General features: G+C 44.2%; 11 protein-coding genes. 9 read left to right on the top strand and 2 right to left on the bottom strand.

Features of this window, described 5'->3' with window-relative positions; translation table 11 throughout:
• Positions 1-28: 28 nt before the first annotated feature.
• The gene (locus tag HP552_RS28725; RefSeq protein ID WP_175398773.1) at positions 29-991 is read left to right on the top strand and encodes a glycosyl hydrolase; all 963 of its coding nucleotides are present in this window, start codon (positions 29-31) and stop codon (positions 989-991) included.
• A gap of 343 nt (positions 992-1,334) precedes the next feature.
• On the opposite strand, the gene HP552_RS28720 is transcribed toward HP552_RS28725, so the two are convergent.
• Together HP552_RS28720 and HP552_RS28715 are read right to left on the bottom strand one after the other, a co-directional pair.
• Complete coding sequence (locus HP552_RS28720; RefSeq protein ID WP_175398772.1) at positions 1,335-1,514, bottom strand: H-type small acid-soluble spore protein; 180 nt, start codon at positions 1,512-1,514, stop codon at positions 1,335-1,337.
• Between the two features lie 11 nt (positions 1,515-1,525).
• Positions 1,526-1,696 carry a hypothetical protein gene (locus HP552_RS28715; protein ID WP_175398771.1) on the bottom strand — a complete coding sequence of 57 codons (171 nt, stop codon included), beginning with the start codon at positions 1,694-1,696 and terminating at the stop codon, positions 1,526-1,528.
• Positions 1,697-1,964: 268 nt separating this feature from the next.
• On the opposite strand from HP552_RS28715, the gene HP552_RS28710 reads away from it, so the two are divergent.
• The 8 genes from HP552_RS28710 (at position 1,965) to HP552_RS28675 (ending at position 12,866) form a co-directional block, all read left to right on the top strand.
• On the top strand, positions 1,965-2,654 hold the full coding sequence (locus tag HP552_RS28710) for a glycosyltransferase (protein ID WP_175398770.1): 690 nt from the start codon (positions 1,965-1,967) through the stop codon (positions 2,652-2,654).
• 105 nt (positions 2,655-2,759) lie between these two features.
• Positions 2,760-3,530: a glycosyltransferase gene (locus HP552_RS28705; protein ID WP_175398769.1), complete on the top strand. Its 771-nt coding sequence runs from the start codon at positions 2,760-2,762 to the stop codon at positions 3,528-3,530.
• A 529-nt stretch (positions 3,531-4,059) separates the two neighbouring features.
• The gene (locus tag HP552_RS28700) at positions 4,060-5,772 is read left to right on the top strand and encodes a sensor histidine kinase (protein ID WP_175398768.1); all 1,713 of its coding nucleotides are present in this window, start codon (positions 4,060-4,062) and stop codon (positions 5,770-5,772) included.
• Positions 5,769-7,166 (top strand): response regulator transcription factor, encoded by a 1,398-nt coding sequence (locus tag HP552_RS28695; RefSeq protein ID WP_175398767.1) that lies wholly within the window; start codon positions 5,769-5,771, stop codon positions 7,164-7,166. Before HP552_RS28700 ends, HP552_RS28695 begins: the two co-directional genes overlap by 4 nt.
• Before the next feature lie 388 nt (positions 7,167-7,554).
• Positions 7,555-9,291 carry an extracellular solute-binding protein gene (locus HP552_RS28690; protein ID WP_175398766.1) on the top strand — a complete coding sequence of 579 codons (1,737 nt, stop codon included), beginning with the start codon at positions 7,555-7,557 and terminating at the stop codon, positions 9,289-9,291.
• Positions 9,292-9,352: 61 nt separating this feature from the next.
• Positions 9,353-10,267, top strand: a complete 915-nt coding sequence (locus tag HP552_RS28685; protein WP_175398765.1) for an ABC transporter permease — start codon at positions 9,353-9,355, stop codon at positions 10,265-10,267.
• Positions 10,268-10,280: 13 nt separating this feature from the next.
• A complete protein-coding gene (locus HP552_RS28680) occupies positions 10,281-11,174 on the top strand; it encodes a carbohydrate ABC transporter permease (RefSeq protein WP_175398764.1) in 894 nt (297 codons plus the stop codon).
• Positions 11,175-11,237: 63 nt separating this feature from the next.
• Positions 11,238-12,866, top strand: a complete 1,629-nt coding sequence (locus HP552_RS28675) for a glycoside hydrolase family 13 protein (RefSeq protein WP_175398763.1) — start codon at positions 11,238-11,240, stop codon at positions 12,864-12,866.
• Positions 12,867-12,910: the final 44 nt, after the last annotated feature.

Below are 12,910 nucleotides of genomic sequence, written 5' to 3'. Positions count from 1 at the left end.
ATGTGAATAGACAGAAAGGCAGGATAAAATGAAACCGATACCATGCAATCCTAATGCATCTGAAGAAGTACGATCTGTGCTCAACTATTTCCACGAGATTCAAGGGAATGGCATCATTACGGGACAGCACACACAGACCCTAGCGCAAGATGAATTGAACTACATTCATCAAGTAACGGGGAAGAGTCCAGCACTATGCGGCTTCGAGCTTCTTGGTTATTCTCCAAACATCAATTATGAAGATAGTGGTGAAGATTGTTTACTGGAAGTATCAGAGAATCAGGATACGCTGCAAAAAGCTTGGGAATGGACGCAGGAAAAAAGAGGCTTGCTTACGTTCACATGGCATTGGTTTTCTCCGCTTGGCGGACGAGATAAGAGTTTTTACACGGAACATACGGACTATAATGTAAGGAAGGCCATTGTAGAAGGGACCCAAGAACACAAAGCCTTGTTGTCTGATATGGATCACATGGCCGACATTCTCCGGGAATTCAGGGATAAGCGCATACCAATCTTGTGGAGACCCTTTCATGAATCGGAAGGAACCTGGTTCTGGTGGGGCAGCCAAGGTCCGGCTATTGCCAAAGAGCTGTACCGGATCATGTATAATCGGTACACGAATTATCATGCGTTGAATAATTTGATTTGGGTATGGAATTCACCGTTGGCTGAAGGCTATGTTGGGGATGACGTGGTTGACATTATTTCCAGGGATATGTATCCCCCGGCTCACCAACATACTGATTTGCGAGAGGAGTATGAGGAACTAGTTCGGGTCACACAAACACCCAAATTTGCTGCTATCGGGGAGATTGGTCCTATTCCGAGTGTCAAAAGCTTGTCCACCTCGCGTATTCCATGGCTCTGGTTTATGACTTGGTCCCAGGACTTTGGTAAAACAGAGAAGTTTACAACCAATGAGGAGCTGCGTAGCGCATATCATTCTGACTATGCCATTACACTTGATAAACTGCCAAAGCTCTATTGATACCTGAAGAATTTAAGAGAACTTTTCATGAAAAGTCGCTAAATTATTAGCGGCTTTTTTGTATTGAGGAATTAAGTTCCTGTCCGAAGCCGATGAGAAGAAGAGCTATCGCTTAAATCATTCGGTTTGGCAGTATCACATCAATTGGATCGGATATTTTACCACCGGGATATTGGATGATGCTCTGCGAAAAAAACAAAGCGGCGGCAGCATTTTTATTCCTGAAGAAGGCCGGCCAGTTATGAATCTTTGTTAACCGGAGCTTAAACGCCCCGGTTTTATTGTAAACCAAGAAGTTTTAAGGATGTATTACAAGGTGATAGCCTTCCTAACCCGTCATCTTCTAAGGATGCTCAGTCAGACTGGACAAAGGAACGGTCATTTCCTGCTCCGAGTTTCCGATCGGATAGATTCGAGCCGTCTCATCCTCATTAACATGCTGGATAAAGATAGGGGCATCCTGGTAGGTTACATTTTTCATAATGGCCGATTCCGAAATTTCAATCGCTCTTTGTTTGTTCATGAGAGTTCTCCTTATTCTGAATGCTCGTTCGATTGATTCAGATGACGGTGGGTGGCTTTTTTTATTTCTTGGTCGAGTTTCGATTGTCCTTGAATTTCTGCCGCAGCCTCCATCTGATTATTCAGCTGATGTTCAATCTGCCCGATTCCATGCGCTTCCTGTTGTTGTTTGCTCTTAGCCAAAACGATCCCTCCATGTAGTGATTTCTTTAATATACTTCCGCATCACTACATTGCACCAAACAGTTAGAGCTTATGCAAAAGTTTTTCTTGTACTCTGATTTGATTGCCTTTGCGTTACATTTGATATGAGAAAAATGAACTGTTTTACAGAAAGAGTAAGCCGCTTGGAAAGTAGGTGTTAAAGTGTCCGTTACGTCTTGTTTAGTTTTTCATAACTTATAGAGTTGGAAGATTTGAATAAAGACAGATTTTAAGAGGAGGCGGAAACATGAGTAGAAAAGTTGCGATTGAAATTAACTTCAACAACTACGGTTTCGACCCGCAGCGTCTGACGAAGGTATGGTTGGAGCGGAGAATGGACATTTTTCGCAGGTTTACCCTGAACTGTCTCAAGGCACAGACGAATCAGGATTTCTTGACCGTAGTGAAGCTCTCCAAGGAATCAGGAGAGTTGATGCAGGAAATTTTGGCAGAGCAGGAACCATTGCCGGCCAATATCCGTTTTGGTACGCATATCGAGAGCGTTCGCGCCATACTCGCCTTTGCAGAAGGGCATGAAGACATCTATATTGCCAGACTGGATTCGGATGACCTGTACCACAGAACGTTTGTCCAGCAGCTTTATAGCGTGGAGCCAAAGCCAGACACGATGGCACTAATCAATCAGAACGGGTATTTGTGGGACAGCGTTAATAATGAGATGGCACCGACGTTCCACCGTTCACCGCAGTTCTATGTGTATCTGTATAAAACGGAGCAATACGCCTCAGGATACCGCGTCAAGTTACCTGGCAGAGGTACTCATGGGAATGTCATCGATTTACCACATGAGCTGCTTTCTCCTCGCAATTATATCAATGTCGTTCATTCCAGCAATACCTCGGTAAAAAAGGTTCCACTTAAAGACCGACTGAGCGAAAGCGAGATTGAAGAGGTATTACGGGAATTCATGATCTGACAAGAACGCCTTGTCCGTATATGGTTTCATCCATTGCAGGTCTACCGGAAAATCATAAACTATTCACATGCTATATGATCCCTGTAACAAAGGAGGGCTAAGCGCATGTCTAAGGAAAAAAAGCTCATTGTAGAAATGCTTTTTAATAACTGGGGAGCGACAGCGGATCGACTAACCCAGACCTGGATAGAATACAGAATGGATTTATTCATGAAATATGCATTCAAGAGCCTGCTTTTTCAATCTTCTCAGGATTTTACCTGCTACGTGCTGTATGATCCGAAGTCAGAGAAGCTTATACAAGAGATACTAAACAAGTATCCTCCGCTGCCTTCAAACGTCGGTTTTGTAACACCCAAAGAATACCAGTCTCATATAATCCAAGATATTGTAGAGTTCAAGTATTTGTACCGCGTGTATCTGTCCAGTGACGATATGTATCACCAAGATTTTATCAGAAGGCTGCACGCCTATAAACCTCAAAAAGACACGGTTGCCTTGGTGCCGCAATACGGTTACATCTACGACTCGGTACAAAAGCGGCTGGGGAAATTTTTTTTCTGGCTTCCAAGCTACGGTGTCACAATTATCAATGTGGATGAGTATTTGAAAGGACAAGCGGCCCGTTATACCTGGCGCGATGCATACAAGGTTCCCAGGGAATTCATTCATATCAAAGAACCAATCTGGATTAATCATATTCATGGACAGAACACAGGAACAACTTTTGACAAGGTACTAACCTGGAAAATAGCAAATGTCCATGATGCTTGTACGTTGGAGCCTTGGAATAACAGTAAACAACCTAAAGCTGCTTTCGGTCCTGAGATCACAGAGCCAAATGAGATCGAACAGATCCTGAACCGCTTTTTCTAATGACGCAACTTTACCCACTGCCATAATGACTATGCTTTAGATAATGCTGCACCCAATGTGCTCCAAAAATCAATGAACGTGATAAATTCTAATCGTGCCCATGTCGCCTGAATGGCGACTTTTTTGAGGTGGAAATGGTATTTGATTAGTTGAATGGTAAAGTGAATAAGGGAGATCCGGACCTACTAAAACGCACAGGCTGTTTTTTGTATCATTGCATTAATTATTTTTCATTACATTAATTACGGGCTGGATGATGAGGTACCGGTATATTTCCCTTTAGTCCAATGCATGAAAGCGTTTGACTTATTTGAATATCAATCTATAATTATGAAAGTAAATTGGACTTGAACGTGTCGCAGCAGAGTGTCCTAGTTTGTGTCCGCCTGAATGGATTGAAATGCCGACGAGCTTCAAAATGGCCGAGGCCTATGGGGAAAACGATAATCGGTATAGCTGTATGATATTCACAGCAAGCTTCCATAACCAGGGGGCTTGCTGTTTCATTTTAGAAGGAGAATATGTCAGAATGACACTTAAAAAAAGAATCTTTTTACTGTTCTTTCTCAGTGCGTTTATCCCCTTTATCAGTATATTTGCGATATCTTACTATACCATCGACTCCATTTTCGCAAATAAGATCGATGATGGCATCCGCAGCAATTTACAGCAGGTGACATCTTCATTGGAGAATTCGATCACCAATCTGAATCACGTTACGCAGCAATTGTCTTACAGGGGTACTATAGGCAAAAGGCTGGATGAATTCTTGAAACCGTCTTCTGATATTTTCGAATTGATCGAGGCCAGGGACGAATTAAAAAGCGAGTTAAGTGTTGTCACATTTACCAATCCGAATATCGGTTTGACCTTATATTATTTCCAGAAAGAGGGCAATACGCAGTTCGGCAACTTTCCGATCAAGGATCGTTTTTCTCCTGAATCTTTGCCTGTGCTCTTCCAAACGTATGGCATCAAATACTATGGTCCTCATATCAGCATGAATCGGTTCGATGACCAACTCGTTCTGTCTGCTATGCGAAAAGTACAACTGCCTGAAAGGGATGACGTGTACATTTACGTAGAATCCGGCTTTCGCCTTACACAGGATGTCTTGGCTTACAATCAATACAATGGCGCTTTATCTCATCTGATTCTGGATGGTGAAGGTAACATTGTGTACAGTGAAATACCCGAAGCCATGAAGGTCGGGGAGAATTTCACAAGCTTAACGGCCGCCCCTGCCAAGGACGGAATATCCCGTGGGTATCACTGGTTTAAGGAGGATTCCTCACAGAAATGGAGTGTTGTATCGGTCATTTCGCAGGCGCAATATCAACAGGAGAAAAACCAGTGGTTGCTTCAAATATTGCTGGTTGCTTTATTTTTCCTCGGCTTTACCGTATTTCTTGCTTGGCTCCTGTGGAAGATGGTCTACAAACCACTCGGCCTGTTCCACTCAGAAATCAATGGGATGTCCAAAAATCCGCAAACGACAGGGAGCCGAGCTCGCACTCAGATTCCCGAATTTGATTTTTTGTTGGGTGAATTTTCAAATATGCAGCATCAAATCGGCGACCTCTTCAAGGAAGTGCAGCAGAAAGAGAAGATTCGTGCAGACCTGGAAGTGGAAAAACTGCTCTATCAGATTAATCCGCACTTTCTGATGAATACGCTGGATACGGTGCACTGGCTGGCCGTCATGAACGGGCAAGGGGAGATCGACAAGCTGGTGCAGTCATTAAACAAACTGCTCTATTACAATTTGGGCAAATTAGGTCAAGTATCCACGATGGAAGAGGAAATTGATGCGTTAAGGCAGTATCTGATTTTGCAGCAGATTCGATATGACTTTGAATTTGACGTCCGCATTACTGCAGATGAGCAAGTACTTCAGATTCCTGTGCCCCGCTTTATTCTGCAACCGCTGGTTGAAAATTCGCTTTATCATGGATTGAGTGATGAAGGTTTTATTCAAATTGAAGTTACCTGTACTTCAACGTTGAACATTATGATACAAGATAATGGTGCTGGCATGACGGAGGAAACCATTCATAAACTGCTGAACAATCGGGTAGCTGAACAACAAAAAGTAGGGATGGGCATCGGACTCAATTACGTTCACCGCATGTTGAAGGCACAGTACGGCGCTCAAGCACAACTGATAATCGAGAGTGAGTTGGGAACGGGGACAAGCATACTGCTCATATTGCCTATTAAAGGAGAAGATATCTCGGCATGATTAAGGTATTGATTGTGGATGACGATAAGCTGGTACGCAAAGGCATTAGCTCTGCAATGCCATGGAGCGAGTTCAACATGGAGGTTGTAGGGGAAGCAAGCAACGGAGCGAAAGCACTGGACTTCCTAAAATCCCAACCGGTCGATCTGATGCTGACAGATCTTGCGATGCCAGTAATGTCAGGGATTGAACTGATGCGAGCTGCGAGGCAGCTCTATCCTAAACTTCATATCGTAGTGTTGACGCTGCATCAGGATTTCGATTATATCCAGGAAGCGCTCAGGCTGGGTGCCATCGATTATATTGCCAAAGTCCAGCTGGAGAAAGAGCAATTCGAACATGTTCTGCATCGGATACATACGCGAATTGACGGGTTGACGAACATTAACCCAAGGATGCCTTCTCAGAATGAAATTAATGTCCATTATCAAAATGTGTATGCACTTGTTTCACAGGACCACAAATCAGATCAAAAGTGGCCATTGGAGCTGACTTCCCAAGGAGAGGAGATAAGATGGGAGGTTGAGCGGAATAGCTGGATGTGGGCAGCACCCCAGTACGGAGAGGAACAATTGTTTCATCAATTAAAGGAATCCCTGGATCAAGTCCCCCAAAGTACGTTGTTGGTTTTGTCTGATGTACAACAGCGAACGTGGTCGCAAATCAAAGACTGGATTATGAATTATACAGAGACGTCTTTATTCTATGCGTACAACCCCCATGAGCAAGTCATTGCCGTTTCAATGAATGAGGAGTACACATTTTCAAAAGAACCGCAGGATGAGGACATTGACCGGATAAAGAAAAGTTGGTTCCAAACACCATGGGCCCACCATGACAGTTACTACAACCAACTCATTGAGCAGTTCAAATCATTACAATTACGTAAAGGTCAATTGATGGGATTGCTGTACTCGATCGTGATGGAGTGGAACCACCTTTTTGCCCGAACTACGCTTGGAAAAATCTCAATGATCCATTCTTTCGAGTCCTGGTACGAGGTTGAAGAATGGATTAAGCAGACTGCTGCAGGCATTCGAAAGTCCGATGAAAAGACTGCCTATTCACAGGAAATCATCGATGCAGTGAAAAAAGCAGTAATGATCATGCAGCACGATATGGAGCAGGCGTACACAGCTTCTGGCCTCTCTCAACAACTCAACATCAGCCGAAGCTATTTTAGCCAATGTTTCAAAGATCTGATGGGGAAAACCTTTAATGAGTACTCCCGGTTCATCCGGGTCGAGAAATCCAAAGAGTATTTGCTCAATACGAACAACACGATTTTTTGGATCGCGGAGCGAGTGGGTTATACGGATGAGAAATATTTCAGCCGGATTTTTCGGGAGCTAACAGGTCATCTGCCAAGCGAGTATCGACAGCTAGGCAGATGAATTAAATAGCAGACATTTTTCAATGTTCGAACAGCCATAAATTGAAGGCAGTAACCGCATTTCATAATGATCGTTGATCGTTGCAGACCCTCATGTTAATGATATGCGAGACATTTTATTGCTTTTTGATAAATTAAGGCCGACAGTTTCCTGTTTTAGGAGCTGCCGGCTTTAATTTTCGATCAAGTATAAGGAGAGATAGACGAATGTAAGTCAGCAGGTAGGATAAATGCTCACCAGTTAACCATGCATCAGGGGACCGCTTGAAAACAGTAACCATTTCTCTATCCAAACGGACGTACAATCCCTATCTCGATTGGTGCTCACTTCAATTTATAATGAAAGCGTAAACAAAAATTTGATATCAGAATAAGGGGAATCGAATTAGATGAGAACAAAATGGTCCTTGAAAAGCAAAGTGTTGACGAAACGACTGGCCGTACTGTCGATGTCTGCCTTAATGGTTGCAGCCCTCGCGGCATGTGGAGGCTCTTCCAATCCTCCTACTGCTGAGGAAGCAGGCAAGTATGAGGTAACGCCGGGAGATCCGTTCAGTGCCTATAAAGACCAAATCACGGTAACCATGGGTCGCGTAACCACAGCTAACCCGAAACTGCCAGCTGGAGATACCTACGAGAACAACGCGTATACTCGACTGGTCAAAGACACGTTTAACGCTCAGATTACAGATCAATTTGAAGCCAATGGGGAAGATTATAGCCGTCAAGTTTCGCTCGCCATCGCATCCGGGGAATTGCCTGACATGATGCGCGTCGATTCCAAAGATGAACTGAAAGAATTGGTGGATAATGACCTGATTGAGGATCTGACGGCCATTTACGATCAATATGCCACGGATAACATCAAGCAGATTTACGATTCCTATGATGGCCGTGCATTAGACAATGCGACGATCGATGGACGTTTGATGGGCCTTCCGGCGACTTCCCTGGATTCCGCACCAACGATGGTTTGGGTCCGTCAAGATTGGCTGGATCTGCTGGGGATTCAACTGGATGCAGATGGAGACGGCGCCATCTCGCTGGATGAAGTGGAGAAAACAGCGCTGGAATTCCTAAAAAGAGATCCAGGCCAATCCGGGAACCCGGTAGGTATTCCATTTGTAAACACGATGAATACAACAGATTATAATGGGTCTGCTTATACCATGCTGGGTGTTGCCTCAACCGAAGGGGCGTTCCCGCAATATTGGATGAATGGGGAAGACGGCAAAATCGTGTATGGTTCCACGACAGAAGAAACGAAGCAAATGCTGGGGATCATGGCGGATTGGTTCAAGAACGGCATCATTGACCCGCAATTTGGTACCCGTACGTTTGATGATATTACCGCACTCTACGCCAATGGCCAAAGTGGTATTGCTTTTGGACCATGGCATATCCCTGACTGGGGACTGATTAGTGCGAAGCAGATGGATAAAAATGCAAAATTCTCGGCTTATACGCTGGAGGATGCTAACGGTAAGGTCAACGTGGCTCACGCCAATCCATCCAACCAGTTTATTGTGGTGAGAAAAGGATATGAGCATCCTGAACTGGCCGTTAAAATTGTAAACCTGTTCTACGATAAACTGGCCAATGATAAAGATGTTGCAACGACCATGCCGGAAGCTGCCAAGTATCAGGAAACCGGGGTAGACGGTTCCACGAGACCTTTCAATATCGAAGTCAACTCGGCTACATCGCTGCTGGATGATTACTCCGACGTCGTTCGCGGCATTAAAGGAGAGATTGGCTTGGATGAGGTTCGTACAACCGAATCGAAGAACAATATTGGAAGCATTAAAACCTATTTGAGCGACATGGATACAGATGACGTGACTGCTTGGTCCAAATATCATTCGCGGATCAACGGAGTTGGACTGATCGACAAATTGACAAAAGAAAACAAATTCGTATGGATGACACCTGCTTTCTCTGGAACTACACCAAGCATGAAGCAGACGTGGGCCAATCTGACGAAGCTCGAGCAGGAATCGTTCATCAAAATCATAACGGGTTCAGAACCGCTCGATTACTTCAATACATTCGTCAGCAACTGGAAGAAACAAGGCGGCGATCAAGTCATTCAGGAAATTGAAGACGAAATCGCATCGAAACAATAGACATCCATGAACAGGAGGAGGGCTGCGGTAAGCAGCCTTTCTTCAGGAAAGGGGCTCATCCATGAAACAGGAGAAATTGAAAGCAAGAGGCCGGCTAGGCCCAGGTGCCATGTACCATATGATGATGCTGCCGGGCATTTTGTTTTTGCTTGTATTCAGCTATGTTCCAATGGTCGGCATCATTACTGCGTTTCAGGACTATATACCGGCCAAGGGCATGTTCGGCTCCGAATTTGTAGGGCTGAAACATTTTATTTATATGTTCAAGCTGCCGGATATCGCGCAGGTCGTCAGCAATACATTGATAATTGCGATTGGCAAGATTCTGCTCGGAACGATGATGGCGATCATTTTTTCCGTTTTGTTAAATGAAATTCGTATCAAATACGTAAAAAAATCCGTGCAGACGATTGTTTATCTACCGCACTTTCTATCCTGGGTTGTACTGGCATCCGTCGTTGTCAACATGTTCAGTTTGGACGGAATCGTGAATCAGATGTTGGCGTTCTTTGGTCTGGAAAATATTAATTTCCTAGGCAGCAACACCTGGTTCCAACCATTGATTATAGGAACAGACGTGTGGAAGGAGTTTGGTTACAGTTCCATTGTCTACTTGGCGGCGATTACTTCGATTGATCCCGGTCTATATGAAGCGGCAGGAATGGATGGAGCCAGCTGGTGGAGAAAAGTATGGCATATTACGCTGCCGGGTATGCTGCCTATTATTCTGCTCATGGGCGTAATGAGCCTGACTAATATTTTGAGTGCCGGTTTCGATCAAATCTATAATCTGTATAATCCGGTGGTCTACGAATCGGGAGATATTCTGGATACTTATGTCTACCGGATCGGTCTCGTTGGGCGACAGTACAGCTTCGGTACGGCTGTTGGCTTGTTCAAGTCCGTGATCGGCATTGTTTTACTCTTGTCTGCCAATCAGCTTGCCAAAAAATATACGGACCGAAAAATATTCTAAGGAGGCCAAATCTGTGTCCTATTCTGCAAACTTCAAAGATCGAATTGGCCGGTTTGTCATCTATGCCATCGTCATCATGCTGGCATTGGTCTGCCTTCTTCCGTTATGGAATATCGTCGCCATTTCATTCAGCAGCAGCGAGGCGGTATCAGCTAATGCAGTAGGCCTCGTTCCGGTCAATTTTACAACAGCAGCGTACACGAAAATTATCGATGATGCACAGTTCTGGCGTTCCTTTGGCATATCTGTTCTACGTGTCGCACTTACTCTTGTGCTTAACATGATTCTGATTATTTTGATGGCATATCCGTTATCCAAATCGAAAAGGGAATTTAAAGGCAGAAACATTTATATGAATATCATGATTTTTGCCATGTTGTTCAGTGGAGGCATGATTCCGAGTTACCTGCTGATCAAAAACCTGGACATGCTGAATACGATATGGGCACTTGTTCTCCCAGGCGCTGTTCCGATATTCAGCGTCATCCTCGTGATGAACTTCTTCTCAGCTGTACCTAAAGCGCTTGAAGAAGCAGCGTTCATTGATGGAGCGAATCCTATTCAGGTATTGTTCAAAGTGTATGTCCCTGTGTCCATTCCTGCGCTGGCGACAGTCGCCTTATTCAGTATCGTGGGTACATGGAATGACTTCTTTAGTGGTTTGATCTACATGACCAAGGTCAGCAACTATCCGCTTATGACCTATATTCAGTCCCTTAACGTAAATATTGCCGATCTGCTTCAAGCCGGCACGAATTCCAGCGAGCTCAGCAACCTGACTGAAATTTCGAACAAAAACCTGAATGCAGCCAAAATCGTAGTCGCGGTCATCCCGCTATTGCTGATTTATCCGCTGCTGCAAAAATACTTTGTGACAGGCATCGTCGTAGGGTCGGTCAAAGAATAACGAGATACGGTGAGATGATGAAGATAAAACCACGTACTGTGTGATAGAGAGGTTGAATGGAGCATGGAAAATAAAAAATGGTGGAAAGAAACTGTGGTCTATCAAATATATCCAAGGAGCTTTCAAGATAGTAACGGAGATGGAATTGGCGACTTGAAGGGCATTGTGTCAAGGCTCGATTATTTGCAGGAACTCGGCATCGGTGCGATCTGGTTATCCCCCGTATGCAAGTCTCCTCAAGATGATTTTGGATATGATATTTCAGATTATCAGGACATCGATCCGATGTTCGGAACTCTGGAAGATATGGAATCGTTAATTCATGAAGCCGGAAAACGAGACATTCGCATCATTATGGATTTGGTGTTGAACCATACCTCGGATGAACACCCCTGGTTTCAAGAAGCCAAAAAAGGCAAAGACAATCCATACCATGACTACTACGTCTGGAGAAATGGAGTGGAAGGAACACCTCCGAACGACTTGGGTTCCACCTTCGGTGGTTCAGCCTGGGAATGGGCGCCTGAGATCGGGCAATATTATTTGCATCTATTTTCCGTAAAACAGCCGGATCTCAACTGGGAAAATCCAAAAGTCCGGCAGGAAATATACAACATGATCAATTGGTGGATTGACAAGGGTGTTGGTGGTTTTCGACTTGACGTGATCGACTTAATCGGCAAAGAACCAGATTTGAAGATTACGGGAAACGGGCCGAATCTGCACAAATATATCAGGGAACTGAGCAAGGAGACGTTTCAAAAAGCGGAAGACCTGCTAACGGTTGGAGAAACATGGGGTGCTACTCCGGAAATCGCCAAACTGTACAGCAACCCGGACGGCAGTGAATTTTCAATGGTATTTCAATTTGAACATATCGGCTTGGATGAACAAGAAGGGAAAGGAAAGTGGGATCTTAAGCCTTTGGATGTGATGGCATTAAAAAAAGTGCTGTCCAAATGGCAGACAGAGCTTAAGGGCGACGCCTGGAACAGTTTGTTCTGGAATAACCACGACTTGCCTCGAATTGTTTCACGTTGGGGGAATGATGGAGAATACCGAATTGAATCGGCTAAAATGTTGGCCACCCTTCTTCATGGCATGCAAGGCACGCCATACATTTATCAGGGTGAAGAACTGGGCATGACGAATGTTCAATATCCTATTGAAGATTATCGGGATATTGAATTGCTCAACTTTTATAAGGAAAGAATGGAGACAGGTTATCCTGAACACAGCGTTATGGAGTCGATCTATGCCAAGGGACGCGATAACGCGAGAACACCTATGCAGTGGGATGCTTCCGATAACGCGGGTTTTACACAAGGGGAACCTTGGATTAAGGTGAATCCGAATTATACGGATATCCATGCCGAGCAAAGTTTGAATAACCCTGAATCCATATTCCATTATTACCGGAAGTTAATTCAATTAAGAAAAGATCATGAAGTCATTGTATATGGCGATTATGAGTTGATCTTTCCAGAGAATCAAGACGTGTTTGCTTACACCCGATCGTTGAATGGTACAAAAATTATTGTTGTATGCAATTTTCAGGGTGATACGACCGAACTCCCGCTCCAGGAACAATTGGCTGAGACGAATCAACTGCTGATATCGAATTATCCAGGTAAATTGCCTCTGGACGAACTGCGTCCATATGAAGCGAGAATGTACCTTATGCATGCGTAGAAGAGGCAGAACCAATCTGGAGAAGCGAAGCATTCGCCTAATAG

Origin of the sequence: Paenibacillus xylanilyticus (assembly GCF_013359935.1) — a bacterium.
GTDB lineage: Bacteria > Bacillota > Bacilli > Paenibacillales > Paenibacillaceae > Paenibacillus > Paenibacillus xylanilyticus.
The sequence above is the reverse complement of the archived record's forward strand: the minus strand, read 5'-3'. Positions and strand labels throughout refer to the sequence as shown.

Coding starts and splice junctions, on each gene's coding strand:
- HP552_RS28705 (WP_175398769.1), top strand. CDS start 2,760: ATGTCTAAGGAAAAAAAGCTCATTGTAGAAATGCTTTTTAATAACTGG.
- HP552_RS28685 (WP_175398765.1), top strand. CDS start 9,353: ATGAAACAGGAGAAATTGAAAGCAAGAGGCCGGCTAGGCCCAGGTGCC.
- HP552_RS28700 (WP_175398768.1), top strand. CDS start 4,060: ATGACACTTAAAAAAAGAATCTTTTTACTGTTCTTTCTCAGTGCGTTT.
- HP552_RS28695 (WP_175398767.1), top strand. CDS start 5,769: ATGATTAAGGTATTGATTGTGGATGACGATAAGCTGGTACGCAAAGGC.
- HP552_RS28720 (WP_175398772.1), bottom strand. CDS start 1,514: ATGAACAAACAAAGAGCGATTGAAATTTCGGAATCGGCCATTATGAAA.
- HP552_RS28710 (WP_175398770.1), top strand. CDS start 1,965: ATGAGTAGAAAAGTTGCGATTGAAATTAACTTCAACAACTACGGTTTC.
- HP552_RS28690 (WP_175398766.1), top strand. CDS start 7,555: ATGAGAACAAAATGGTCCTTGAAAAGCAAAGTGTTGACGAAACGACTG.
- HP552_RS28675 (WP_175398763.1), top strand. CDS start 11,238: ATGGAAAATAAAAAATGGTGGAAAGAAACTGTGGTCTATCAAATATAT.
- HP552_RS28725 (WP_175398773.1), top strand. CDS start 29: ATGAAACCGATACCATGCAATCCTAATGCATCTGAAGAAGTACGATCT.